Source organism: Saccharopolyspora sp. NPDC045941 (assembly GCF_056431445.1).
In genome coordinates this window covers 1-23,811 of sequence record NZ_JBWKKU010000054.1, presented here as the reverse complement: position 1 = coordinate 23,811, position 23,811 = coordinate 1, and the positions used below count along the sequence as shown (strand labels likewise).

Below are 23,811 nucleotides of genomic sequence, written 5' to 3'. Positions count from 1 at the left end.
CACCACACATGCACGCCCCATCACGGCGGAGACATCCCCAACCAGACGAAGAAGCGATCAGCCGAGTGAGGAACCATCATGGATTTTGTGACTGAAACGGGCGAAGAGACCCAGGCCGAAGGGCGGCTGGAGAACTGGTTGCTGCTGATGGACCCGTCCTGGGCTCCGGCGTCCGAGAACGACGCTCCGCCGATTGAAGCCGTGGTCGGGCTGTGGCCGGTGGAGGAGGGGGACAGGTTGGGCAAATTCCGGCCGAACCCGGAGTACGCCCCGAGCGATGAGAACTCGCCGTCGGATCCGTTGGACGCGGTGCTGCGGCTGGTGTTGCAGGGGCGTGCGGAGGTCGAGCACATCCAGCTGATGTTGCGGGACTCGCTGTTCGATATCGCGATGAACGGTGATGGGCGTCCGCTGGTCACGAAGTCGCCGGATGAGGTGCCGTGTGTGGTGGTGGCGACCGGTGAGCCGCACCGGCGGCGGATCAGCTCGCCCGACTGGCGGCGGATCGACCTCGACGAGCTGGTCGTGCTGCTCGCGGACGGGGTGGATGTGTTGTTCAATCCCGCGGGGCCGGCGTCGGTGCGGCTCACTGGAGATTTCATGCGTGAGACGTTGATGCTGGACGACGAGCAGGTGGCCGAGCTGTACGCGAACCACCAGGACGTGAGCGGGCTGCGGGTGGTGCCGTGGACGCCCAGGGAAAGCACGTCCGATGAGAGGGAGTCCAGCGAGAAACCCGGGGCGGACGAGGACGTCGAGACCGCGCGGTGAAGCAGGACACTTCGTCCGCCGATTCATCCATAATGGACTAACGCGGGTGGGCACCTAGGTGCTTCACTCGGGCGAACCTCGTCCGGGTGCGGTAGAAGGGACGCGGTCTTCATCGTTGACACCGCAGCAGAAGTAGCCGGATGCGCTCGAACCGGTCAGGTTCTTGTCCTGTCGCGGCGCCGTGGAAGCGGTGGGCAGCTGGCGTTCGGGCCCTGACTTCGCCGACGGCCGAGAGTCGAGGGTCGGTTCCTATCGATTGACGATCGATAGGAATCGATCGATAATCAATGCATGCCTCGTTCGATTGTCATCGTTATCCAGGTCCTCGTCGCCGGAGCGTTCACTGCTGGGTTGTTCGCCCAGTTTGTCGTGATCCCGGCGACCGCTGCCGGCGAAGTCGCCCTGTTTCCTCCCTACGAGTCCGTGCGGGTACCCCTGGTTACGGCAGCGATCGTCTTCATCGCGTGTTTCCAGGTCGCGCTGGTAGGGGTGTGGGCATTGCTGCACCGGGCGGGCAAGGGGGCCGTTTTCGAGCACGGCGCGCTTGCCTGGGCGAATGTGACGATCGGCGCCCTCTTCGCCGCTGCTGTCGTGCTCGCTGGCCTGTTCGTGTATGTGACCTTCGCGGACATCCCCTCTCCTTCGGATGGGATGGAGCTCATCGGTTTGTGGCTGGGCTCTGCGGTGGGCACGATCGCCGCGATCGGGGCAGTCCTGCTGCTGTTCGTGGGGCGGCACCTGCTGAGCAAGGCGATCGTGCTGCGCAGTGAGATGGACGAGGTCGTCTGATGGCGATCGTCGTCGACCTCGATGTCCAGCTCGCCAGGCGGAAGATGACAGTGGGTGAGTTCGTTGAGGCCGTGGGCATCAGCGCGGCGAACGTGGCTGTGCTGAAGAACGGCCGGGCGAAAGCCGTCCGCTTCACCACGCTCGACGCGATCTGCCGAGTGCTCGAATGTCAGCCAGGTGACCTGCTGCGCTGGGTTCCCGACGAGCCCATCGCGTGAAGACGCGGGATCGGCTTCATCAACAGCTATGTACACAATGGAATTGATGGAAGGAAGCACCCCGATGATGCTCACGGCGGCCGCCCATGCTGCTCAAGGATCCGGATCGTTTTGGGGCGGCGTCAGTGTGCTGCTGATCGGATCGATCGTGCTCGTGTATCTGCTGTTCGTCGGTGGGCGCTGTTCGATGTTTTCCGCAGCGACAAGGGTTTGGGGGCGAAGCTCGCGTGGTTCTTGCTCGTCGCCTGCGTGCCGTTGTTCGGTCCGCTGTTGTGGTTCCTGGTGGGGTGGAAGCCGCGGCTCGGCCACCACGCTGCCAGGGCTGGGCTCCCCGCGGGTGTGGAATCTCAATGACCGTGTCAAGTCGCAGTGCTAGCGGGATTGAGGCGAGGTGGAGGTGAACAGCCGTCCGTCGCGCAGCAGGGCCCAGAGCACGTCGACCAGGCGGCGGGCCAGGACGAACAAGGCCCGGGTGTGGATCAGCCGTTCGCCGCGTTCTTGGGGCTCTTCTGCCGTATCCGTGGGGTGAGGTTAGGGCAGGGGGCATGGGTCATTGCGCCGGGCGATCGGGGGTGATGCCGGATGCCGCCGCGGCAACAATAGTGATACCAGACGGGCACCACCGAGCCCGTCCTGCACCGAACCGGGATTACGATCGCGCGACTGATCGGCATTGCGGTGGTGGCTTCGCCGGCAGTCGTACGGTCTGGGCTGTGTGAGCACCGAATTCCTTGTCCACAATGGATGGCGAGCTGTCTGCGCTCGCCCGTCGCGGACTTTCCTCACTGGCTTTCGGTCTTCGAGATGTCCTACTCTGCCTTGAGCTGGTGCGGGCGGTGCCGGGGCAGAGCAGGTTCCGGTTCCCGGCCTGTTGCGGATCTTCGCGTTGGAGCGCTAGAAGGCGGGGCAGACAGCGCGTCGGTGTCCGCGGCCGCTCGCGCGCCGATGATCGGAGCTCACCCGATGAGCAGGCTGCGTCGATCGGCGGTCATCCGGTGGTTGTGCGCCCTTGAACGGTGGCGGGGTTGCGGCGTTGACCGCGGCGAGCACGGCACCGGCCGGGAAGAGCCACCGGCGGGCGGGATTCGGTGCGCAGAACCATCTTCTGCTTTGCGCGGCCGTCACGTGCAACAGCGGCAGATCGATCTGGCAGGGCGCCGCCAGGTACCGCACGTCGCCGGGCATCTGAAACTGGCCCAACACGACACCATCGGCCTCCGCGAGGAACACCGCGCGGACCAGGCGGGCACCGACCAACAGCGCCGGAGTGCAGAAACCGTTGTGCTCCAGTCGGTTCCGCACCCTGAAAGCCCAGTCGGCGGGCACATCGAACGCCACCATGCCGCGTCCGAGTGTCAGCACAACGGAGTTATCAGTCCTGTCGACGGCCCAGGCCATCTGGTCGCGATACCACATCGCAGTGGCGTGGACCGCACCGGACTTCGTCAGTGTCACCTCAGCCTCCTCACTTGCCTGGCCGAACCGGTCTCTCGGTGATCGACGGGGTCTTGTCCGGCCGCACATCGTGGTTAAGAAGGGGGCGACGCCTTGCAGGCCCCGTCACCACCCCCAGTCCCCAACCAGAGCAGAACTGAGACCAGCTCCACCGTGGTAGTCAGGCCCCTGCACGCGCCGGCGCTAACCTGCTGACCGTGTGCTGTCAGCAGGATGATCGATACATCCGCGTGAGCTGGCGAGCAGCCGACGTCGGGCGCGAGGAAACGCCGGCCACGGTCTTCCCAGCCCTAGTGCAGCGGTTCAGCCGCGTCTTGCCGGCAACGAGACGTCCATGTTCTCGGCCAGGTGATCGAGCGATGTGGTGCTGGGTATCGGCAGCACCACGGGCGACAGGGACAGCAGCCAGGCCAGCGTCCGTTGCGCGGTCGTGAACCGGTGCCGTCCCTCGCCAGGTACGTCCGGCAGTTTCCCCTGATCAAACGGGGAATACGGCACGAACGCGGTGCCCGTGTCCGTGCAGTAGTCCAGCACCTGACGGTCTCCGTCGTTGGCGTTGAACCGGTTTTGAATCGCGGCGATCGGCGTCTCGGCCACGATCTGCTCGATCTGGCTACACGTCACCTTGGACAGGCCGATGAATCGGATCTTGCCCTCGTTTCGCATATCGCTCAGAGCTCCGATCTGGTCGGCAACCGGGACCTGCGGGTCGATGCGGTGCAGGTAGTACAGATCGATCCGGTCGAGGGCCAGTCGGCGCAAGCTCATTTCGACACACTGACGCAGATATTCCGGTCGGCCGACTCGCGCCGCCCGGTTCGGTCCCTGCCGGGTCACCCCGCCCTTGGTGGCGATCACAAGGTCGTCGGGGTATGGGTGCAGGGCCTTGCGGATCAGGTGCTCGCTGGTCTCGGGGCCGTAGGCGTCGGCGGTGTCGATGTGGTTGACGCCGAGGTCGACAGCGCGCCGCAGCACCGCCAACGCGGCATCCGTATCCGTCGGGTAGTACCAGTAGCCCGGACCGGTCAGCCCCATGGCCCCGTAACCGATCCTGCGGACCGGTAGCTGACCACCTATGGAGAAGGTCTCAGCGCAAGATTCCATTGCCTTCATCGCCTCTCGGGTTTTGCGGTACTCGCCGATAGCCGAGCGGGTAGGTCTCGCCAGGCTTCTGGCCTGGTGCTTATCACACGAACTTGGCCCCACTAAACGAGAAGGCGTCCATGTGGGTGCATGTGGGTCTGTTTTTCGGCCTGTTCGTACAGGTTTCCGTTCGCAGTGGTGTGATCCCGGCGCTCCCGAACCTACGGTCAGCCCCGAAAGAGACCGGGGAGGCGAGGCTGATGACCACAGAAGACGCTGATGGCGTCTCACCAGGTGGTTCAGCGGATCAAGACATCGGGATTCGTGGGCCGGGAACGGTGGCTCTGCCGGATCGGGCGTTCAACGCGCGTCAGCGTGGATCCGTCTCTCCCTCCCGCCTTCCACGGCATGTGGGGATCGTGCTGGACGGCAATCGACGCTGGGCGCGCGCAAACGGTAAGTCAGCGGTGTACGAGGGGCACCGGGCCGGCTTCGGCAAGATACCGATGGTGCTGGGCTGGTGCGAGGAGTTCGGCATCGAGGTCGTGACACTGTGGATGTTGTCCGACGACAACATCCGGACGCGCTCGCAGCGCGAACTGGTTGATCTCTATGCGATCGACGCGGATGTAGTCGACAGGCTGGTAGCGGCGCGGCGCTGGCGCCTGCGCGTGATCGGCTCGCTGGAGCTGTTGCCGACGGCACTGGCCGACAGACTGCGTCGTGCCGAGCGGCAGACCGCCGACGTCGGAGGAATGCTGGTCAACCTGGCCATCGCCTACGGGGGGCGCCAGGACGTGGTCGGTGCGGTGCGTGCACTGGTCGCCGACGTGGAGTCCGGGAAGCCCGTCAAAGTCACCGAGGAGGTACTGGCCAGCTATCTGTCCACAGCCGGCTGGCCGGACCCCGATCTGGTGATTCGACCGTCCGGGGAGATCCGCACATCCGGATTCATGATGTGGCAGGCGGCTTACGCGGAGCTGTACTTCTGCGCGTCGCTGTGGCCTGACTTCGCCCATTCCGACCTGGAAGCCGCCTTGCGTGCCTACAGCAACCGCCACCGGCGGTTCGGAGCTTGAACAGCCGTCCGCTACACGTCATCGGAGTCGCTCGTGTCCCTGTCTCACCGGCTTCCTCTCCGCGTTGCCAACCGATTCCCCGCACAGGTCAGCCCGCATCATCCTGAACTGCGCGGGCATTCCCAGCGGCGGGGGGATTGGTTCTACGGTGACGTGCCCGAATCCGTCCGGAACAAGTTCCGGCGCGAGATGTTCGACAGCCTGACCGCCTATACGTATCCCTGGGCCGGCCTGGCCACCCTGGAGATCATCCACGACTTCTACTGGTCCGTAGTCGTCATCGACGACTATCTCGACCGGCCTGCCTGCCTGCCAGGAGAATATGCGGCGTACCCGGTCGGCGCTGGCTCATTACGCCGACGTGCTCGCCTATCCGGACACGCGCGGCACACCAGTCGCGCCGCAGGATCCCAATGCGGTGCTCGTGGAGACGTGGTGGCACGCTCTGGTGCCCCGCACGGAACCGGCCTGGCGGCGGCGCTTCGTCGGGCACATGAATGCCTGGTTCGACGCCTGTCGCTGGGAAGCGGACCAGCTGGGACACAACCGCCCGCTCGAGGAGACGGAGTTCTGGAATCACCGGCTTCATCTCTTCGGATCCCAGACCTACATGGACATGATCCATCTGGACTTGCCACAGGCTATTCCGGACCACGTCCACGACAGTCCTCTCTACCAGCGCTACCTGAACACAGCCGTCGAGTGCCTGTGCTACTTCAACGACCTGATCTCCTACCGGGTGGAGGAATCCGCCGGCAGCGCCCAGTCCAACCTCATCAGCATCCTGAAGACCCAGTACGGATGCGGCCTGGAAGCCGCTGCCAGCCATGTCGCCGACCTCTACGCCCTGCACACCCAACAGCTCGTCGATCTGGAACCGCAGATCCAGATCGTCTTTCCCGAACACAAGGAGGCGTTGCACCAGGTCTTCGACCGGGTGGGCAGGTGGCAGGCGGGCTTCATCCGATGGCACGAAGAGAGCGGTCGCTACAGCGACCCGAAGGAGGAGGGCATCAGTGTCCCGCAACCTACTTCCTGACGCGCACACCACAAATCCCAGTGCCACAGTGGTCGTTCCGCCGCTGGTCAGCCCATGTCCCTTCCGTAAAAACCCGGGCCTGGACGCGCTCGACGACCATAACGTCCGACGCGGTCTGCAGCTGTATCACTCGACGAGTGATCCGGTGTTCCAGAAGTACGAGGGCGAGGCATACGCCAAGCTGGCAGCCTACTTGTACCCAACCGCCGGGCTGGAAGAGCTGACAGTCGCACACGACATCAGACTGCTGCTCGGCTGCGCCGACGACTTCTTCGGGCACCCCTCGCTGATCGCCGACCGGGCTCTGATGTCCAAGAGCATCGACCAGCTCCTTGGTGTGCTGGCCGATCCCGATATCGCGCCCACTCCGCCTTCGCAGGGTGCCCTCGCCCAGCTCACGGCCATGGTGTGGCGGGGCCTGCTGCCCGTGACCGCGCCAAGCTGGCGGGCCCGGTTGGCGGCACACCTGGAGGAGTGGTTCGAGTCCTTCCTCTGGGAAGCCGACAATCTTCGGAACGGGATCGCGCTGTCCGAGGAGACCTACAAGGAGGGTCGCAGGCGCACAGTCGCAATGGACATCTCCCTGGATCTCGTCGACCTGGCCGAGCACACCTCGCTGCCGGCGGCCGTGACGGGGAGCCGGATCTACCGTGCGTACCGGGACGCGGTCACCGAGAGCACGATCGCCAGCGCAGACCTGGGTTCTCTCCGCAAGGAGCTGGAGACGTCCGACCCGCACAACCTCGTGCTCGTCGTGCAAAACGAGTACCGCATCACGCTGCAACAGGCCGTGGACTACGTATGGGCCCACCTCACATCGCAACTGCGCTGCGCCCAGGAACGCCAGCGGATGCTGCTGGACTTCTTCCCCCAGCACGCCGAGCCCCTGCGACGCAGCTGCGAGGCCACCGGATCGTTCCTGAGCGGCTGGATCCACTGGCACGCGGAGTGGAGCCGCTCCCCGGACCTGCGGCCGATCTGCCTCGTCCCCCGCCTGGACCCGCAGGAGGAAGAGGCACACCCCCACAGCCCCGTCGTACGCCCACTCGCCGAGGAGTAGGTTCGAATGGCCGAGATTATCGAAGTCAACCTGGCCAGCTCTGAGTTCAAGTGTGATCCTGAACGGATCCTTGGACCGCTGCGGGCCGACCACCCCGTCGCCAGGATCGCCGTGCCCAACGGCGAGACGGCCTGGCTCATCACACGATGGAAAGACGCCAACGCGGTCTTCAAGGACCCACGTTTCCGCAAGGACGAGCGCTCCGTACTCTCCGCCGAGGAGATCGCGCGAACCTGCTCCTCCCCCGAGGAGGAACTGATGATGCGGCACCTGTCCAAGACCGACCCGCCCGAGCACACCCGCCTGCGCGCCTGCTTCGCCCCGCTCTTCGCGCCTCACCGGGTCGAAGGATGGCGTGAGGACGTCCAAGCCATCGTCAACGACACCATCGCGCAATTTCCGCGGTCCGGACCGGTAGACCTGGTCCCTTCCTTCGCCTCTCATATCCCTTCGCTCGCCGTGTGCCGTCTCCTCCTCAGGTCCTCGCACTACCAGCCACTCGTGATCGAGTACGCGAACCACATCACGGCAAGGGACATCGGCCCGGTGACCGACGACGTCAAACAGTCGATAAAGGACCGCTTGGTCCTGGTCAAGGAGCTGATCCAGGAAATCCGGGCACGTCCTGAGGAAGGGCTCCTCGGTGACTGGCTCTCCACCGAAGACTCCGAAGGCCCGCTCACCACAGAGGAGATCTTGGCGATGGTCTCCATCATCATCCGCGCCGGCGTCGCGGCGACCGAGGGCCTGCTGGCCAACGGCGCCCTCCTCCTTCTCCAGCACCCCGATCAGATGGACCTGCTGCGCGAAGAGCCGGACCTGGCCGACTCCGCTATCGACGAGATGCTCCGATACCGCCCGCCCAGCACCCTCACCACTCCCCGCTGGGTGCATGAAGACCTGAGGATGTACGGGCACACCCTGCGGCGCGGAGACATGGTGCTGGTCTCGGTTGTTGCTGCCAACCACGATCCGGTCGTCTTCCCGCACCCTGAACGGTTCGATATCCGCCGCCGCGACAACCACCATCTCGGATTCGGCAAAGGCATCCACTACTGCCTGGGAGCGTCCCTCGGCCGGTTGGAGGGGAAGACGGCCTTTCCCGCTCTCCTCAACAGCTTTCCGCGTATGCGGCTTGCGTGCCCCCTGGAGCAGGTTCCCTGGACCCCAGGCATGAAGATTGCCGTACCGCAGAGCCTGCCCGTGGAGCTCGACCGTCCCGTCGCTTGCTCACCCACATGAGGACCTTGCGGACTGGTGCGCTTGCGTAATCAACTGTCGTGAGTTCGCTGTGTGGGTGGGCTTGCTGGTGACCACGTGTGGTCGCCGGGGGTATCGGTGCCACGGTCTTCTGGATTGGGCGGCGAGCCGGGAGGTGACGTTGTGGTAGCCGAGGGCGTCGACGACCACGGGGACGGGCATCTCCAGGACGTGCTGGCGGATCGCGGCGGCTCGGCCGGCGATGGTCGGGATGCCGAGGTCCAGGACGAGGGCCGAAAGCCTTTAAATGGTGCTCACTGTCGTGCAGTTGCCGACTGGTAAGGCTGTGACCGGCCGGGCGGCGACCATCGCGAAGAACCCGCCGTTGACCTCCGCCGCCCGGGTGCTGGCGCCGTCGAGTCCAGGCTCGGGTAGCCGGGCAGTTCGCAACGCTGCCGAACCAGTTCCTCCAGCGTGACTTGATCAGGGCGGAGGGGCTGTCTTTGGTCTGCACCGCAGCGCGAATGGCCTGCTCGGCGACCTCGCGCACCCGCACCGCCTCGTACTTCACGCCCAGCCGCTAGCGCACGAACCGCCGGTGCCGCTTGGCCGTGCGATCCGCATCCGTCTTCGCGACCACCGTCTCCGGCAGCTCCAGCACGCCACGTACGTGGTCGACGACCGCGGCCGAGACGTCGGCGAGCTTGGCGAAATAGCCTAGCCGCTGATAGCACTTCAGCTCAGGGCTGAGAGCCCTTACGCCAGGCCGGTTGACTGCGTGGTGCCGGCGGTGATGGTCCTGTGCGTTGATGTCATGCCTGAGCACCTCGGGGCTTCGAGCCCTCCTGCAAGACCGGCAGGCGCGGTGTGGCGGGCCACCGCGATCTTGTGAGGCCCGGTTGTGCTCTTGGTTTGAGCCCGCCCGCACGGGGTGCTGGTAAGGATCGTGTCACCAGGTACACACGAGCTACTGCTCGAAGATGTGCTCGACGATGGCGGCTTTCTCGGCGGCTCCGGCTCGGAAGTACCGCGACGAGGTGTCCAGCGAAGCGTGACCGAGCAATGCCTGAACCTGGGCGGGATCCGCGCCGCCCTGGCGAAGTCGAGTGGCGTAGGTGTGGCGCAGCCGGTGAGCGAGGAACGGTGTTGCGCCGGATCGCGCAGCTGGCCCCAGTGAAGTCGGTGTCAGCGAGGGAAGGCGCCGATGCGACACGGTCGCGGCGGTCGGCCGGTGGTGTCCCGCCAGTTGCAGTGGTCGTCTTCGCGTTCGTCCCAATCGCTTCCGTCGCAGTTGTGGCAGGTCGTGGTGCCGAACCGCGCTGGCTGACGCATCCCCTGTGTTTGTGTTCGTGTGGGGAAGAATCACGAGAAAGAGCTGATCATTCAGCGTGTTGTCGAGGAGACCGGCCGGGCGGTGAGGGGCTGCGCCAGCCAGCAGGGCAGCTCGGCGATGCGGGCGTCGGTGTCGATGCGGTAGCGGCGGCTGACTTTGACGGGTTGAAGTGACGTTCCACCACCGGTCACGCCCGGCGTGCTCTGTGCACTCGCGAGTTCAGCGTCGCGGACGCGTCGCCGATGCGGATGGCGCTGGTATAGGAGGGCACTGACGGTTCCCTGTAAGGGCGGTGTTTTTCGGGCCTCGCGTCGGTGCGGCAGCAGCAATGGCGCAGCTGCCTGCGTGAATACAGCGGACTGCAGTTGCGCACCGGAAGCGACACCGACGAGGGTTGTCGTCGCCTGGTGCTAGGACTACGGGGATTCGTCCCCGATTCGATGAGGTGTTGCTGATGCGTCCTCCGCTTCCTTTACCCCCCGACGACGGTGAGTCCCGTGTGCCCGGGATCCTGCTGGTGCGCACCGACAGCGACGACGACGTCTGGGAAGACGTGCTCTGGCGCATGGGCGAGCTCCCCGGCATGTACCGGTCCGGTCAAGCGGACGCGGCCGATGCGGTGGCACGGGAGTCGATTCTCCGGCGCCTGATCGTGGCGGAGGATCCCGCGTGGCGGGGCGCCACCTCCGAGGATGTCTCCGCGGCCCTGGAGCGGCCCGGGATCTGGGTGCCCGACCTGGTCGTGCTGACCGACGACCGCACCGTGCGCAATGCGGATTGGCGCCCGCTGCTGGCCTTCTGCGGCAGCGACGGCTATGCCTTCTGGATCACTCCGCGTCAGGCGGCCATGACCTACCTGGTGCTGCACCGTCCGAACCTGGACTCCACCATCAACCACTTCACGGACACGGCTCCCGCCGAGGTGGAGTGGCTCCTTACGGAGGACAAGGAGCGTGACGAGGAGGACCTCTGCCTTGACCCCGTGGGAGTTGAACTGGAGTCGCTGAAGACCCCACCCCGCTGCACTCGGCCGGCCCGCGAGCTGCCTCAGCTCATCCAAGAGAACGATCTGCTCGTGCGCACCGACTTCACCGACGACGCGGCCTGGACCTCCCTGGTCGAGCGCGTGTGCCGCCCGGGCCGGGGCCACAACGACGTGATCGACGACTTCAGCGACTACGTCGACTTCGTGGACGATCCGGCCTTTGCCGGCGCCACGCCGGAGCAGGTGATGGCGGAGGTCCGTGACAGCGACACGGAAGAGGAAGAGATGGTCTCCGACGTGGTGCTGATCGCCGACGCCACCACGATGCGCGAGCCCGGCCAGCGCGTCCTCGTGGTCCCTCTGGCGGACCAGCCCGGGTTCGCCTTCCGGGTGGACCCCAGGTCGTGGGGACCATGGTGGCCAACCTAGCGATAGGAAACCAGGACATCGGCGACTGGCGGAACGACGAAGCGTAGGCCGCCGAAGGAGAGCCGTGCCACCGGGACGTCGGTTGGTGAGTGGTGAGACCGCCTCTTCGGGACGGGGCGCGGCGGGTGTGAATGTCCGAAGGCGCGTGCACGGCTGAGCTGGCCGTTTGCCGTGACGTGCAGAGGAGTTCGGGTCTCCGCGCTGTGCTGAAGTCGCCTGCACTACGGTCACTTCGACCATGATCGTGTGCAGGCGCAGCGGATAACGTGGTCTCGGCGGCATCGGAAGCCGGACCGAAACTCCAGCGGATAAGAAGGAGCGAGCCATGCATGGGGATTCCTGCCGGTTGGCCAACGTGTGCGCGCCGTCTGCTCATGCGGGGAACAGAGCACCCCACATGACGGTAGACGTTGCTGCGCTCCTTCGGGAAGGAGCTTCCGCACGGAGGGGCAGTTCCCTTACCTAGCGTTGACTTGACCACCCTAAGCAACTGTAGTGTGCCATTGCCAGATCGGCAGAAAAGTACCTTTTAAAAAAGGATGGGTATGCTCAAGAAGCTTGCAATCTTCGGCGCGTTTGCTATTGCCTCCATGACTGCTGTCACGCCGCTCGCGTCAGCTGCCACCTCGTACTACGCTGGATCATACTCCAGCACCAGTGCCGCTATTAAGGCCTGCAATGACGGTAAGGCCCAAGGGCGTTGGCACGGTTGCAGCTACAAGCGGGTTGTCAACGGTGGCGGAGTCCAGCTGTGGGTCTACGTCCGCTGAGGCGAGCGTGACATCCCCGGTAGGTTTCTTCGGGGTGGCGGAGCTAGCCTCATAACGGGCGGTTCCAGACGTAGACCTGGGACCGCTCGCGCGGTTCCTCGTCGAGGATCGCGCGCACCAAGTCGCGGATTTCCTCGGCGGTACGGGCGTATCGCCATTCGCGGTCGAGGATGCCGGTTACCACGATCATGGTCTCGCTTCTCCTTGGATCACCGTCGGTTTGGGAGCGCCAGGCTCCCAGACCACCAGCGTGTATCCGCAAGGCAGGGGAGCGCGAACCGCGTTGGCGCAGCCCTGCCCGCCGGGGTCAGCGCTGGTCCTCCCATTTGGCCATCGCGGTCATGGTGATGTGGCGTTGGGCCGGCTACAACGCCCTGCTTTACCTGTCGGCAATGCGCAACGTCCCGAGGGAGCTCTACGAAGCCGCAGCACTGGACGGAGCATCGCGGTGGCGGTCGTTCTGGTCGATCACCGTCCCGGGAATCCGACCGACCATCGTCTTCACCGTGGTGGTGTCGACGATCGGCGGCCTGCAGCTGTTCGACTCGGCGGGGACCGCGGGCGTTGGTGGCAACGACCGCCAGTTCCAGACGTTGACCATGTACCTGTACGAGAAGGGATTCGGCCTGTTCGACGCTGGGTATGCGGCAGCGATCGCATGGGTTCTGTTCGCCGTGCGCCTGTTGTCCGCGTTGGGGAACTTCGCCCTGGTTCGCCTAATCAGGGGAGGTGGTTGAGCGGTGGGGAGAGTGTTGTTGGCCGGTCGTCGCAGGTTCGCGGATCTGCGGGCAGGCGTCGGCTGGTCCGCCGGCCCGGCGGTCTGGTCTACGGTTTTCTCTTCGCGGTGGTCGCGACTTCGGTTTTCCCGCTGTACTGGTCCTTCGTGGTGGCTTCGAGTGATGGATCGGCGATCGGCGAGGCGAGTCCTCCGCTGATCCCAGGCGGCTACTTCCTGGACAACGTCCGACGTGTCTTTGACACCGTGGATTTCTGGTTGGCGATACAGAACTCGCTGATCGTCTCGGGGACGGTCATGGCGTCGACCGTCGTGCTGTCCAGCTTCGCCGGATTCGCTTTTGCTCGACTGCGCTTCCGGGGGAGGAACACCCTGTTCCTGGTCGTGCTCGGTACGGTAATGGTGCCCGCCCAGCTCGGCGTGATCCCGTTGTACATGGTGGTCGGGAACTTCGGGTGGTACGGCCGTTTGGAAGCGGTGATCGTGCAGGGATTGATCAACGCGTTCAGCGTCTTCTGGATGCGCCAAGCGTGCGAGGAGGCGGTGCACGTCGAGCTGGTCGATGCGGCACGAGTCGACGGCTGTTCGCTGTGGGGAACGTTCTGGCACGTCGCGGTCCCTGCGATCCGCCCGCAAGCGGCGGTGTTGGGCATGGTGACGTTCATGGCCGCGTGGAACGATTTCTTCTGGCCACTGATCGTGCTGGACCCGAACGAGAGCCCCACCGTTCAGGTCGCCATGTCGAGGCTGGCGAGCGGGTATTTCCTGGACTACTCGTTGATGCTGACCGGTGCGACGCTCGGCGTTTTGCCCGTGATCGTCGTATTCATCTTGCTGGCACGTCAGATCGTGAACGGAATCACCCGAGCTTCAGTCAGCGGATGAGGTGGTTATGACCAACGGGCAGGAACTAGCATTCTCACCGGGCTTTGCCTGGGGGTTGCCACGGCCTCGTACCAGATCGAAGGTGGTGCGAAGGAAGATGGTCGTGGACCGTCGATCTGGGACACGTTCACCGGCCGGGAGGGCAAGGTCGTCAACGGTGACACGGGGGAGACGGCCTGCGATCACTTTCACCGCTACCCCGAAGACGTCGCCATGATCGCGGAACTCGGCTTCCCGACGTACCGCTTCTCGGTGTCCTGGCCCCGAGTCATGCCGGACGGCCGGACGCTGCAACCAGCGGGAATCGCGTTCTACGACCGACTTGTGGACAACCTGCTCAGCCAGGGCGTTGATCCGATGGTCACGCTCTACCACTGGGATTTGCCGCAGGCACTTGAAGACACACAGGGGGATGGCGCGCCCGCGACACCGCTGCACGGTTCGCCGATTACGCGGCGACGGTGTACAGCGCTCTTGGCGATCGAGTACAGGACTGGACGACGCTCAACGAGCCGTTCTGCTCGGCCTTCCTCGGCTACGGCAACGGGGTGCACGCGCGAGGAATTGCCGAGCCCGGCACAGCGCTAGTAGTACTTCGTTAAGTTTGTTCGTTTGGGGAGTTTTCTTTGGCATGTGGGGCAAACGCCGGTCCAGCAACGAAGTACGGCATTGGCCGGCTCGATGTAGGGAGCTCTGACGAGTCGCTCCTTGAGTTAACGTCGGGTCTTCGCTGAAGAAGTGGGTAGTCTCGGGCCACAGTCCGACTCACGCCTTTCCTGCGGGGGCGTGGTCGTTTCCGACACCGGGTACCAACGGCGTGGTGACCGCGTCCAGACTGCTCAGGGCTGTCGTTGCGGGTCCGCGAGGTAGGCCGCGCGACGTCACTCGACCTGACCTCGGCACGCGGTGGCAGCAGGGTGCCGAGGCGGCGTGCGTGTTCGACCTCGATCAGCAGAGCTTGATTGTAGAGGACCCATGATGAGGATGGTGCGGTGCCACCGCGACGTGTCGCGCGCCAACGCAAGAGGAGCGGGACTACGAGCCCGGTCGTGCCCATGATGTTCAGCCACTCCGCGCGGTAGCAAGCCGCTGCTACGACATCGTCCCCTCGGCGTCCCGCGCGGGCGCCTCCCGTGCCGCTGAGGCTCGCGATGGTCGACTGGTAGTCGGCCAGCCTATGCCCTGCGGCCGTGCCTGGGCTCGACCTGTCGGCTGGGCATGCCGAGCAGTGAGGACTCGCGAACACCGAAGTCGTACCCGCCCTGCCGCCGCTCTGGAAACGGGGCGGTCAGCCGGACCGGTGGCCAAATCTTGCGACGCCGGTCGGAGGCACTTGTGGTCGCTGCCACATACCTTACTCCGCTCGGGCCTATATAAAGCGTTTGTTATTATAACGCGTTTGCAAATAGTATTTCGGGGATCCCCGCAGGAGCGCACGAGCAACGCACGGGGCGTCCCGGGGCCGTAGATGAAGGAGCAATCATGCAGATCGACCTGTCCAGCCGCACCGCCGTCGTCACGGGCTCCACCGCAGGTATCGGGCGGGCCATCGCGGTGGCGGCGGCCCGCGCCGGCTCCACTGTGGTGGTCAACGGCAGGGACGAATCGCGCACGGTCGAAGCCGCCCGCCAAGTGGCTGAGGAAGCCGGAGCCGCGGCGGAATCCGTGCGGTCCGTGGCTGCGGACGTGTCCACCGCTGAGGGCGCGCGGAAGCTCATCGACGCCGTGCCCGACTGCGATGTCCTGGTCAACAACGCCGGCATCTTCGCAGCCACCCCGGTCTTCGAGATCACCGACGACGAATGGCGGCGTTTCTTCGACGTCAACGTCCTCAGCGGCGTGCGCCTGGCACGTCACTACGCACCGCGCATGGCCAAGCGCGGCTGGGGGCGAGTGCTGTTCGTCAGCAGCGAGTCGGCGGTGATGACGCCGACGGAGATGGTGCACTACGGCATGACCAAGACCGCGCAGCTGGCGGTCTCCCGCGGAATGGCCCAGGAGCTCAAGGGGTCCGGCGTGACGGTCAACTCGATCCTGCCCGGCCCGACCCTGACGCCCGGCGTGGAGGAATTCATCGCCGACCGCGTCGGTCCGGGCGGCTCCTTCGAAGAGGCGGAGGCCGCGTTCATTCGGCAGGAGCGGTCCACCTCGCTGCTCGGCCGCCTCATCCGGCCCCACGAGGTAGCCGCCCTCGCCGTCTATGTCGCCTCCGAGCATGCGTCAGCCACGACAGGTGCGGCCCTGCGGGTCGACGGCGGCGTTGCTCCCACTCTCATTCCTTGATCTCGCTCCGGGGTCGTGGGTGACCGCCACCCCGGAAGTACGACACCTGCTTCGAACATCGCCTGAACAATCGGATTCCCGTACCACAGCTGGGCTTCGGTGTCTGCTCGACAACCGCGCGTCCGTCCGCGCATTTCGCCGAACTGCACGTTGGAGCTGCGGTCGGTGACTTCACGGTAGGCAAGGTCAGGTGCCTCGGCTGGTGAGGGCGGGTTCGGGAGTGGTGGTGTTCGTGTGCCAGCTCCTGGAGCACCTCGTCGACCGGGCGATCTCCGGGGTGGAGGCGCTGCCGGGGTGTTGGACGCCTGCCTTTGGGGACCAGCTCGCGCAGAGAGTCGGATAGGAGGTCTGCTTTGGCTGAGGGGGCAGCTGCACGGACACTGTATCCACTTGCTCGAAATGCGTGATTTGTCTCGTTATTCCGTTCTTATTGGCACAATGGTGCGATCAACACTGACCGCTCGGCCAGATTTCGTGGTCAGGGATGAAAACCCCTTCGTCCGTAGAGTATTCAGGGTTCCGTGCAGCTGAGCAGATCATCGTTCTCCCGCCGGAACCTGTTGCGCCTGAGTGGTGCATCCACGGTCGCCGCGGTCGGGATGTCGGCTTGTGCGCCAAGGCAGGTGCAGGTGACGTCGACCGCGCCGGTCGAGTTGCCGGGTGCCGAAACCGCGTGGCGGCAGCTGCTGGATGGCAACGCGCGCTTCGACGAGGGGAGGGCGACTCATCCGCACCAGACGGCCGAAGGGCGGCAGTCTCTGGTAGCGGAGCAGCATCCGTTCGCGTGTGTCATCGCGTGCGCCGACTCGTGTGTTGGGCCCGAGGTGGTCTCCGACGAGGGACTTGGCGACCTTTTCGTGATCCGCAGCGCGGGCGCGTGCCGCTGATCGTGGTGCTGGGGCACGCCGGGTGTGGTGCGGTCGAGGAGGCGAAACCCTCAAGAAGCACAACCTCAGGCAATCGGCCGGCAGAACCGGGATCTGCTTCGACAATGCCCAAGCGGAATCGTTTTTCGCAGCACTCAAAGTGGAGCGCATCCACCGAACCAAGTACCCAAAAACGAGCACACGCACGGGCCGACATCGTCCGCTATATCGAAATCCACAACAATACGAAACGTCTCCACTCGGGATTCGACTACCGGACACCACGCGAGGTCCACGACGAGTCCCTGAAACGGGGACACATTCTTTCGGCGGAAATGAGTCGGCCTTGGTTGATCAGTGTGCAAAAGATCGACGTCAGGGTGCTGTCTCCGGTGTCGTCCTCTTGCTGGGCACACGCGCTCGTGTGTATCGGACAGGAAGATGCCTGGCGCCGCGCACCATATCGATGTCGGTGTGCTTCATGATTCCTCACGCTGCTGGCCACCCGTACTGCTCCACGCGGAAGACTGGGTACTCACTGCGCAGTCACCTGATGCCAGGCCTCATCATCGGCGTAGGCCACGTCGTTGGTGAAGATCGCGGCAGGATCGGTCGGTGAGCCGAGGTGGTGGTCACGGGTTCGTCCGTCCGGCTTTGGGTGCTTCCTTGGGGTGGCGGAGTGTGCGGTGAGTGCTGCAAGTAGGTCGCCGGTGCGATGCGCGTCGATGCAGGCTTGCGCGGCCGAGCCCGTTCAGGCGTTCGTGGTGTCGGGCGAGTTCGAGCCGGGAGGTTGGAGGGGAGCGAACTTGGTGGGCGGAGGCTCCTGTGGCGTCACGGGCATGAACTTGGTGGTACACGCGTCTGCGGCAGTCAACTCGCCTTGGGCGGGGGCCGAGTTGGGGGAGGCCTTCCTTCCGGATGTTCGCGTCCGGTGAGTCGATCGCGTCTCTTGATGTACCCGTGCGCGGACGGAACTCTGCCCCGATCGACGTGAACTTGGCCGTGGGTGTCGGATCCGCGGCGCGCGCATCAATCAGGCCGACCTGCTTGGGGTCGCAATCGTGTATTCCATGCACTCGTCGCAGAGTCTGGCGGTCTTCCTGCGAGATCGAAAGATTTCTCGCCACGGCGATCGAGACCAGCGCTCTCGCTGCCGCCACCCCTCTTTCGGCGTCCAGGTCCTCCGCGATTTGGGCGAGCATGCCATCGTCGATCTCGGCAGCCATGTGGAAGAACAGCTGATCTTGATCAGCGAGTTGGCGCGTTCGCCCAGAGAGCTCAAGAAACCGGGCGGAAACCATTTGAAGATTCCTGCCATCGGCGTGGCTCGCGGCCCCTTGACGTTACAGACGCGGAGGCGCCACGCGCACCTTCGTGGTCGTTCCCGGCAGTGGGCGCTGGCCAGTCAGTACGAGCAATCCGTTCTGATCGCCGTACAGTTCGTAGCGGTAGAAGGCGACCACGTAGGCGGTGAGCGCGTCGCGCTGCTGGGCTGGAGCCAGTTCCTGGGCGGGGCAGGTACTATCGTCCTCGCCGAATTTGAACGGCGGTGTCCAGTTCGTGTTGTAGTAGTTGTGGTTCGCGTTGAGCAGCGAAACCGAGTAGTCCGTCACGGTGTTGCGCCCTGCGAGGTCGTCCAAGTACTGCTGGCCCGCTTCGCCGACCGCGCCATCACAACCGCTGGTGACCACCGTGAACGGCAGTGTGGTGACGAGCGTGTCGCTGTGATCGCCTTCCGGGTGGTCGAACTTGACCGGCGCGAGTCCCAGGACCGCGCCGATTCGTACACCGGCCGGCCATTCGCCACGGTGCTTTTCCGATGCCTGCCACATGACGCCTTTGCCGCCGCGTGAATGTCCCAGGGTGCCGACGCGAGTCATGTCGACGTGGCCGGTGAACTCCGGCGTTACCGGCTGTCCGGTGTCCGGGGCGACGAGCCGTCCGGCCAGCGGCCCAGCCCCGCTGGTTGTCAACTGCCGCCACATCCGCAGGTGCTCGTTGACCAGTCGGGCTCTGTCGCCGTAATCAAAAGAGGTCTGGTTGATGCCGTCGACGCTGATCGACACCACGACGAATCCGGCGGAGGCCAGAGCGGCACCCAGGTAGTCATAGCCTCGATAACTTGGGAATGGGCGCGAGCCCGGCCGGGCAGGGCCAAGTGTCCGCATCCTGGGTGTCTCAAGCCCACCACGATCCGTGCGCCATGACGATCAGCGGGGACTGACCGGTGAGCTGTCGCGGGTAGTGCACTACTGCACGCAGTTCGCTGACCGTGCCGGTCTGGGGATCGGTGAAAGCCGTGTCACCGAAATCATACTCGGCGATCGCGACCGGGTTACCACCATCCCGAGCCGAGGCAGGTACCTGCGCAGTCATCACCAGCGAGCTAGCTATCAGCGACAGTACAGCCGCGGCTATGAGCGTGACCCGAACTCGATTTCTCATACTAAAGATCTTTCGGTAATAGGGTGAGTCGCTACGGGTGATTCCTTCTGCCTGGTAGGACAATCGTGGCGTGCCAGAAACTTCGCGATCAGCAGGCGGAAACCGCAAATCCCGCGGCGGCAAGAAAGTAGCTGCCCGCCGCGATTTTGAGGCGTTGCGGGAGCGCCGGATGCGGGCAGCGGCGATGTTCGACCGTGGCAAGCGACAGGTCGATGTGGTGGTGGAATTGGGAGTCTCGGCGCAGACCGCTTCCCGGTGGCACCAGGCTTGATCGGCAGGTGGCCGGCAGGCATTGGCCGGGGCTGGTCGCGCCGGGCGGATGCCCAAGCTGTCCGACGACCAGGTGGCCGAGGTGACGGACGCGCTCACCCAGGGACCGCAGGCAAGCGGGTTCAACACCGGCATGTGGACGCTGGCACGGGTCGCCGACGTGATCGAAAGGGTCAGCGGGGTGCGGTACTCGACCACCCAGACCTGGACGATCCTGCGCGAGCGGCTGGGCTGGAGCAGGCAGCGCCCGGCCCGGCGCTCGATCGAACGCGACGATGAGGCCATCAACAGGTGGGTGAAAACGAGTGGCCGCGCATAAAAAAAGATCCCGGCGCCGGGGAGCCGTAATCTGCTTTCAGGACGAGAGCGGGTTCTCGCTGCTGCCAGTGGTGAGGGCTACCTGGGCACCGCGTGGCCAGACCCCGGTGTTGACACCGATTTTCCTGGAAGCGGATGTCTATGGCCGGTGTGCTGGCCTATCAGCCTGACCGCAGCCAGGCCACGTTCGTGTTCCAGACCAGGCACGGTGCCTACAACACTGCCTCGCTGATCGAGTTCCTCACCGACCTACGGGAGCATCTGGACGATCAACCCGTCACGTTGATCTGGGACGGGCTGCCCGCACATCGATCGGCGGAAATGACGGCATGGCTGGCCACCCAGCGGCGGTGGTTGCGCGTCGAGCCGCTGCCCGGTTACGCCCATGATCTCAACCCGATGGAAATGGTGTGGGGCAACGTGAAAGCGGTCGAGTTGGCCAACCTGTGCCCGGACACTCTGGACGAGGCCCAGGCTGCCGCGCTGACCGGCCTGGAGCGGGTGGGCAGCAGCTACGAGCTGTGCTTCGCTTTCCTTGATCATACCGGCCTTTCTCTCTAACCAAGATCACCCAAATACCGAAAGATCTTTAATCAAGACGCGCTGCGCGGGCAGACCATTACCTCGAATCCCACACATTGCCCCATTGGCCCTGAATGCCAGCCCTTTCAGCACAGCGGAAGCGTCCAGCCTGGGGGCGCTCGACGAGACCAACTCATGCGACTAACGCCGCCGCTAGCTTTCCAGGTGCGTCTTGAAGAAGTCGGTCAGTTTCGCGACCGTGGGCGTGACGTACTCGTTTTTGTCATAGAGGTCGTTGTGCACTGCCTTCTCGATTCCAAGCAGTTCCTTCGGGCCCGTGACCTTCTGGAATGCTTCGATGCTCATCCAGGAGGTCGCCGCGTTGCGTCCGAGGACGTTCGGTCCGCCCACGCGGGCCTCTTCCTTGGTTGTCTGGGAGAGTCTTGAAGGCATAGACACCGTCGCCGCGCGCCTCGGTGGTGCGCGCCGCAGCGGCCGCGTCGAGCATGCCCTGTAGAACGGCGGGACTCTGCGTGCCGTCGGCGCCGATGCGGTGGTCGGTCGTAATGGCGGCGACGCCGTACCCGCCGGAGGCGCAGATGCCGAGCGTCCCAATGCGGTCGGGAACAACCTCGGACTGGGTGGTGAGGGACGAGACTGCGGCCTTGATGTCCTCGACTCGCTGGGCCGGGTTCTCCAGGCCGTGCGGCTCGCCTTTGTTCTCGCCCTGGTAGGCCGCGTCGAATGCCAGGGTGATGAAGTCCTGCTCGGCCAGGCGGCGCGCATACAGGCCGGACGTCTGCTCCTTCGCGCTGCTGCCGGGGTGGCCAACGATTATCGCCGGGCGCGGGCCGGCGGCGTCCTCGGAGTGTAGAGGTGTCCGGCGATCTACAGGTCGGCGCTGAGGAAGATGACGTCTGTCCTCATGGTGGTGTTCTCCAGTCGCTCGAAGCGGGTGTCCAACGACTTCCACTGTCACGCCGACCGCCGGGGCGTACCAGAGAGACATCCGCGTGTGCAGGTCAGTGCCAGGAAGACGACTGAGCGCGACACTGGTTGGCAGTTCGTCCAGGAGCGCGGGCTGCGTGGCAGGTCATCCTGAAGCCTCAACAAGGTTGCGAAGAAGCTGGCGGTGCCATGCCCCGGCATCACGTCGATCATTCTCGCGAATCCTGTCTCGGGAAGTTCGTCGAAACCTTGGTGCTTCCACACTCGTCATCCCCGTTGAGCTGCGCTCGCTGCGCTCACGCCCGCCACTTCAATCGATATCGAGGTGGTGTCACCCTATGAATTCCTCGGTGGATCCGCACAAATCGATGTTGCGAGGTGGTTCGTCCTCACGCCCTGGGCGCCGGCTGCGACGCTGCAAAATCGGCTACCAGCGCTGCTGGGAGGTTCGACACGCCTGCCTTTAGGGACAAGATCGAGTCGAGGATCGGACAGGAGGTCTGCTCAGCGGGTGGGGCCGCTGCGTGGACAGACGACGTCGCACAGTAGGCACTGTTTCCACTTGCACGAAATGCGTGATTCGTCACGTTGATCCGTTCTCGTTGGCACCATGGTGCGGTCAACACTGACCGCTCGGCCACATTTCGTGGTCGGAGATGGAAACCCCTTCGTCCGTGGAGTATTCAGGATTCCGTGCAGCTGACCAGATCATCGTTCTCCCGCCGGAACCTGTTGCGCCTGTCCGGTGCGTCGACGACCGCCGTGTCTTCTTCGACGAGGGACTTGGCGCCCCTTTCGTGATTCGTAGCGCACGCGCAGGTGCTCGACGACACCATCGTCGGCAGCGTCGAGTACGCCGTCGAGCACCTGCGCGTGCCGCTAGTCGTGGTAGTGGGGCACGCCACCGGTCGGCTGCGCGAGATCTAGCTCTGAGCACCTGCCTTGGGGCCGACGGCTTATCTGAGCAACGCGCACCGCGGCGTCACAGCGGGCACAGGCTCCGTCCGAGTGAGCTCGCGGATCTCCCAGGGAACCGTTCAACACATCGCAGAGTACGACTACCAGGAAATTTACGCGAGGCCAAAATGGTTCGAAACCACAACCTCAGGCCGCGCGTGTGCGCTGACCAACACTCAGCTGGCAATCATGACCCGAGTACGGATCAATCCTTTGGTACACGGGAGAATAGGGGTTTCCCTACGCTTACGGGGCTTGCATCCTTTCTCCCGGTCGTCGCCGGGGTGATGCTGTCATGATGTCTGAATTCGTACGTAGGGTCACCGGGTTGGGCAGGTTGCTGCCCTGCTGGTTACGCGCGCCCAGCCGGGGCACCGCCGAGTACCGGTACGAGCTCGAACGAAAGCTGCACGATGGCCCGGCGGCGGGTCTGTCGGCGCTTGCCATCGAGCTGGCCCTGATCTCCGCTACGGCAGGTGACCGGCAGCTCGCGGTCCGGATCGCCGAGATGGGTGGCAACGTCTGCCAGCTCGTCGACCGCCTGCGCCTGCTCGGCGCCGCCATCTACCCGCCGACGCTTCACGCTGGCCTCGAACCGTCGTGGACGTCCGTCGCCGAGCACTGCGACCTGCGGCTACGACTGGGCCTGTCGAGCCACGACCTGGACGCGCATGCATCCGCCCGGGTAGGTCTCCTTGTCGCCGATCACCTGCGTACCTTCGAGCCCTGCACCACTGTGCAGGTACGAGTGCGGGGCAGGAGTTTCGTGCAAGTGTGTCCGTGATCGCGTTGTTGTGTGGTTGTGGGTGGGGTCGAGTGTGGGATCGGGGCTGACTGGTGGATATCGAGTTTGATCCGTCGTTGGATGGGTTGTGGATTCTGCTGGTGGGGCAGAAGGCTCCGCGGGTTGATGTGTCGGCGGTGCGTGCGTTGGCGGAGGACTGGCGTGAGAGTGCTGTGACGTTGGAGGGGATGGGGCATTCTCTGGGGTCGTTGGGGGTGGTGGCGGAGCGGAGTATTGGTGGTGGTGCTGGTCGTGCGTTCCGTAATCGTGTTGATGAGCTGGTTGCTGCGGCGTTGCAGTTGGTGGGTCTGGCCGGGCAGTTGTCGGGTGCTTTGGTTGATCTTGCGTTGGACGTGGAGCTGACTGTTTATGCGATGCTGATCGAGATCATATCTTTCAGTTCGTCGATCGCCTGGGCGTTGGCCAGTCCGTTCACGGCGCCGTTGGTTCCCTCGATTTTCACCTCTTTCCGTATCGCCGCGTCCCGCATCCTGGGGAAGCTGCATTGGTCGCTGCGGCTGCTCAACGACGCGGTCATGGAGGGTGTCCAGGAAGTCATGCAGGGCGCGGTGGCGCAGATCATCCA

At 64.6% G+C, this 23,811-nt stretch carries 27 protein-coding genes and 3 pseudogenes; 20 read left to right on the top strand and 10 right to left on the bottom strand.

All coding sequences use genetic code 11. From position 1 onward, the window contains the following. Positions 1–78: 78 nt before the first annotated feature. From AC07FN_RS33490 to AC07FN_RS33475, 4 genes are all read left to right on the top strand, one after another. On the top strand, positions 79–771 hold the full coding sequence (locus AC07FN_RS33490; RefSeq protein WP_478399217.1) for a type VII secretion system-associated protein: 693 nt from the start codon (positions 79–81) through the stop codon (positions 769–771). A 291-nt stretch (positions 772–1,062) separates the two neighbouring features. After that, positions 1,063–1,560, top strand: a complete 498-nt coding sequence (locus tag AC07FN_RS33485; protein WP_478399216.1) for a DUF2975 domain-containing protein — start codon at positions 1,063–1,065, stop codon at positions 1,558–1,560. Beyond that, positions 1,560–1,778 (top strand): helix-turn-helix domain-containing protein, encoded by a 219-nt coding sequence (locus tag AC07FN_RS33480; RefSeq protein WP_478399215.1) that lies wholly within the window; start codon positions 1,560–1,562, stop codon positions 1,776–1,778. Before AC07FN_RS33485 ends, AC07FN_RS33480 begins: the two co-directional genes overlap by 1 nt. Positions 1,779–1,889: 111 nt before the next feature. After that, positions 1,890–2,132, top strand: a complete 243-nt coding sequence (locus AC07FN_RS33475; protein WP_478399214.1) for a PLD nuclease N-terminal domain-containing protein — start codon at positions 1,890–1,892, stop codon at positions 2,130–2,132. An 18-nt stretch (positions 2,133–2,150) separates the two neighbouring features. On the opposite strand, the pseudogene AC07FN_RS33470 reads toward AC07FN_RS33475, so the two are convergent. The 3 genes and pseudogenes from AC07FN_RS33470 to AC07FN_RS33460 all read right to left on the bottom strand — a co-directional run. Beyond that, positions 2,151–2,279, bottom strand: a pseudogene (locus AC07FN_RS33470) (IS110 family transposase); the annotation flags it as partial. 393 nt (positions 2,280–2,672) lie between these two features. Next, positions 2,673–3,233, bottom strand: a complete 561-nt coding sequence (locus AC07FN_RS33465) for a hypothetical protein (protein ID WP_478399213.1) — start codon at positions 3,231–3,233, stop codon at positions 2,673–2,675. 303 nt (positions 3,234–3,536) lie between these two features. Continuing rightward, positions 3,537–4,337, bottom strand: coding sequence for an aldo/keto reductase (locus tag AC07FN_RS33460; protein ID WP_478399220.1), 801 nt, complete (start codon positions 4,335–4,337; stop codon positions 3,537–3,539). A gap of 119 nt (positions 4,338–4,456) precedes the next feature. Here AC07FN_RS33460 and uppS point away from each other — a divergent pair, with 119 nt between their 5' ends. From uppS to AC07FN_RS33440, 4 genes are all read left to right on the top strand, one after another. Then, a complete protein-coding gene (gene uppS / locus AC07FN_RS33455) occupies positions 4,457–5,395 on the top strand; it encodes a polyprenyl diphosphate synthase (protein ID WP_478399212.1) in 939 nt (312 codons plus the stop codon). 361 nt (positions 5,396–5,756) lie between these two features. Continuing rightward, positions 5,757–6,434, top strand: a complete 678-nt coding sequence (locus AC07FN_RS33450) for a terpene synthase family protein (RefSeq protein ID WP_478399211.1) — start codon at positions 5,757–5,759, stop codon at positions 6,432–6,434. A gap of 145 nt (positions 6,435–6,579) precedes the next feature. Next, entirely contained in the window at positions 6,580–7,494 is a 915-nt protein-coding gene (locus AC07FN_RS33445) for a terpene synthase family protein (RefSeq protein WP_478399210.1), read from the top strand. A 6-nt stretch (positions 7,495–7,500) separates the two neighbouring features. Continuing rightward, positions 7,501–8,736 carry a cytochrome P450 gene (locus tag AC07FN_RS33440; RefSeq protein ID WP_478399209.1) on the top strand — a complete coding sequence of 412 codons (1,236 nt, stop codon included), beginning with the start codon at positions 7,501–7,503 and terminating at the stop codon, positions 8,734–8,736. Positions 8,737–9,274: 538 nt separating this feature from the next. On the opposite strand, the gene AC07FN_RS33435 is transcribed toward AC07FN_RS33440, so the two are convergent. From AC07FN_RS33435 to AC07FN_RS33425, 3 genes are all read right to left on the bottom strand, one after another. Beyond that, positions 9,275–9,520, bottom strand: a complete 246-nt coding sequence (locus AC07FN_RS33435; RefSeq protein ID WP_478399208.1) for a hypothetical protein — start codon at positions 9,518–9,520, stop codon at positions 9,275–9,277. 141 nt (positions 9,521–9,661) lie between these two features. Continuing rightward, a complete protein-coding gene (locus AC07FN_RS33430; RefSeq protein WP_478399207.1) occupies positions 9,662–9,907 on the bottom strand; it encodes a tyrosine-type recombinase/integrase in 246 nt (81 codons plus the stop codon). A gap of 170 nt (positions 9,908–10,077) precedes the next feature. Next, positions 10,078–10,218 (bottom strand): hypothetical protein, encoded by a 141-nt coding sequence (locus AC07FN_RS33425; protein ID WP_358502822.1) that lies wholly within the window; start codon positions 10,216–10,218, stop codon positions 10,078–10,080. 326 nt (positions 10,219–10,544) lie between these two features. Here AC07FN_RS33425 and AC07FN_RS33420 point away from each other — a divergent pair, with 326 nt between their 5' ends. Then, on the top strand, positions 10,545–11,441 hold the full coding sequence (locus tag AC07FN_RS33420; protein WP_478399206.1) for a DUF6924 domain-containing protein: 897 nt from the start codon (positions 10,545–10,547) through the stop codon (positions 11,439–11,441). A gap of 819 nt (positions 11,442–12,260) precedes the next feature. On the opposite strand, the gene AC07FN_RS33415 is transcribed toward AC07FN_RS33420, so the two are convergent. Continuing rightward, positions 12,261–12,401: a hypothetical protein gene (locus tag AC07FN_RS33415; RefSeq protein ID WP_478399205.1), complete on the bottom strand. Its 141-nt coding sequence runs from the start codon at positions 12,399–12,401 to the stop codon at positions 12,261–12,263. Positions 12,402–12,519: 118 nt separating this feature from the next. Between AC07FN_RS33415 and AC07FN_RS33410 the strand changes: the two are divergent. From AC07FN_RS33410 to AC07FN_RS33390, 5 genes and pseudogenes are all read left to right on the top strand, one after another. Then, positions 12,520–12,948, top strand: a pseudogene (locus tag AC07FN_RS33410) (carbohydrate ABC transporter permease); the annotation flags it as partial. Continuing rightward, on the top strand, positions 12,870–13,832 hold the full coding sequence (locus tag AC07FN_RS33405) for a carbohydrate ABC transporter permease (RefSeq protein ID WP_478399204.1): 963 nt from the start codon (positions 12,870–12,872) through the stop codon (positions 13,830–13,832). The pseudogene AC07FN_RS33410 and the gene AC07FN_RS33405, both read left to right, overlap by 79 nt. Positions 13,833–13,839: 7 nt before the next feature. After that, positions 13,840–14,422, top strand: a pseudogene (locus AC07FN_RS33400) (glycoside hydrolase family 1 protein); the annotation flags it as partial. Between the two features lie 892 nt (positions 14,423–15,314). Further along, positions 15,315–16,115: an SDR family NAD(P)-dependent oxidoreductase gene (locus tag AC07FN_RS33395; RefSeq protein WP_478399203.1), complete on the top strand. Its 801-nt coding sequence runs from the start codon at positions 15,315–15,317 to the stop codon at positions 16,113–16,115. Positions 16,116–16,744: 629 nt separating this feature from the next. Further along, positions 16,745–17,002, top strand: coding sequence for a carbonic anhydrase (locus tag AC07FN_RS33390; protein ID WP_478399202.1), 258 nt, complete (start codon positions 16,745–16,747; stop codon positions 17,000–17,002). A 1,322-nt stretch (positions 17,003–18,324) separates the two neighbouring features. On the opposite strand, the gene AC07FN_RS33385 is transcribed toward AC07FN_RS33390, so the two are convergent. Together AC07FN_RS33385 and AC07FN_RS33380 are read right to left on the bottom strand one after the other, a co-directional pair. Next, positions 18,325–19,050 carry an alpha/beta hydrolase gene (locus AC07FN_RS33385; RefSeq protein WP_478399201.1) on the bottom strand — a complete coding sequence of 242 codons (726 nt, stop codon included), beginning with the start codon at positions 19,048–19,050 and terminating at the stop codon, positions 18,325–18,327. Between the two features lie 109 nt (positions 19,051–19,159). Beyond that, positions 19,160–19,357: a hypothetical protein gene (locus tag AC07FN_RS33380; protein ID WP_478399200.1), complete on the bottom strand. Its 198-nt coding sequence runs from the start codon at positions 19,355–19,357 to the stop codon at positions 19,160–19,162. A 139-nt stretch (positions 19,358–19,496) separates the two neighbouring features. Here AC07FN_RS33380 and AC07FN_RS33375 point away from each other — a divergent pair, with 139 nt between their 5' ends. The 3 genes from AC07FN_RS33375 (at position 19,497) to AC07FN_RS33365 (ending at position 20,575) form a co-directional block, all read left to right on the top strand. Further along, entirely contained in the window at positions 19,497–19,697 is a 201-nt protein-coding gene (locus AC07FN_RS33375; protein WP_478399199.1) for a helix-turn-helix domain-containing protein, read from the top strand. A 48-nt stretch (positions 19,698–19,745) separates the two neighbouring features. Further along, positions 19,746–20,015 carry a helix-turn-helix domain-containing protein gene (locus AC07FN_RS33370; protein WP_478399198.1) on the top strand — a complete coding sequence of 90 codons (270 nt, stop codon included), beginning with the start codon at positions 19,746–19,748 and terminating at the stop codon, positions 20,013–20,015. Between the two features lie 134 nt (positions 20,016–20,149). After that, positions 20,150–20,575 (top strand): transposase, encoded by a 426-nt coding sequence (locus AC07FN_RS33365; RefSeq protein WP_478399197.1) that lies wholly within the window; start codon positions 20,150–20,152, stop codon positions 20,573–20,575. Between the two features lie 174 nt (positions 20,576–20,749). Here AC07FN_RS33365 and AC07FN_RS33360 read toward each other — a convergent pair whose 3' ends face one another. After that, on the bottom strand, positions 20,750–20,947 hold the full coding sequence (locus tag AC07FN_RS33360) for a hypothetical protein (RefSeq protein WP_478399196.1): 198 nt from the start codon (positions 20,945–20,947) through the stop codon (positions 20,750–20,752). Positions 20,948–22,303: 1,356 nt separating this feature from the next. On the opposite strand from AC07FN_RS33360, the gene AC07FN_RS33355 reads away from it, so the two are divergent. The 3 genes from AC07FN_RS33355 to AC07FN_RS33345 all read left to right on the top strand — a co-directional run. Beyond that, a complete protein-coding gene (locus AC07FN_RS33355) occupies positions 22,304–22,411 on the top strand; it encodes a carbonic anhydrase (RefSeq protein WP_478399195.1) in 108 nt (35 codons plus the stop codon). 358 nt (positions 22,412–22,769) lie between these two features. Beyond that, positions 22,770–23,225, top strand: a complete 456-nt coding sequence (locus AC07FN_RS33350; protein WP_478399194.1) for a hypothetical protein — start codon at positions 22,770–22,772, stop codon at positions 23,223–23,225. A gap of 53 nt (positions 23,226–23,278) precedes the next feature. Continuing rightward, positions 23,279–23,811: WXG100-like domain-containing protein (locus AC07FN_RS33345; protein ID WP_478399193.1), on the top strand; the 533-nt coding region annotated here is incomplete at its 3' end.

Coding starts and splice junctions, on each gene's coding strand:
- AC07FN_RS33460 (WP_478399220.1), bottom strand. CDS start 4,337: ATGGAATCTTGCGCTGAGACCTTCTCCATAGGTGGTCAGCTACCGGTC.
- AC07FN_RS33415 (WP_478399205.1), bottom strand. CDS start 12,401: ATGATCGTGGTAACCGGCATCCTCGACCGCGAATGGCGATACGCCCGT.
- AC07FN_RS33370 (WP_478399198.1), top strand. CDS start 19,746: ATGCCCAAGCTGTCCGACGACCAGGTGGCCGAGGTGACGGACGCGCTC.
- AC07FN_RS33405 (WP_478399204.1), top strand. CDS start 12,870: ATGGGTTCTGTTCGCCGTGCGCCTGTTGTCCGCGTTGGGGAACTTCGC.
- uppS (WP_478399212.1), top strand. CDS start 4,457: ATGTGGGTGCATGTGGGTCTGTTTTTCGGCCTGTTCGTACAGGTTTCC.
- AC07FN_RS33365 (WP_478399197.1), top strand. CDS start 20,150: ATGTCTATGGCCGGTGTGCTGGCCTATCAGCCTGACCGCAGCCAGGCC.
- AC07FN_RS33440 (WP_478399209.1), top strand. CDS start 7,501: ATGGCCGAGATTATCGAAGTCAACCTGGCCAGCTCTGAGTTCAAGTGT.
- AC07FN_RS33480 (WP_478399215.1), top strand. CDS start 1,560: ATGGCGATCGTCGTCGACCTCGATGTCCAGCTCGCCAGGCGGAAGATG.
- AC07FN_RS33490 (WP_478399217.1), top strand. CDS start 79: ATGGATTTTGTGACTGAAACGGGCGAAGAGACCCAGGCCGAAGGGCGG.
- AC07FN_RS33395 (WP_478399203.1), top strand. CDS start 15,315: ATGCAGATCGACCTGTCCAGCCGCACCGCCGTCGTCACGGGCTCCACC.
- AC07FN_RS33380 (WP_478399200.1), bottom strand. CDS start 19,357: ATGACTGCGCAGGTACCTGCCTCGGCTCGGGATGGTGGTAACCCGGTC.
- AC07FN_RS33485 (WP_478399216.1), top strand. CDS start 1,063: ATGCCTCGTTCGATTGTCATCGTTATCCAGGTCCTCGTCGCCGGAGCG.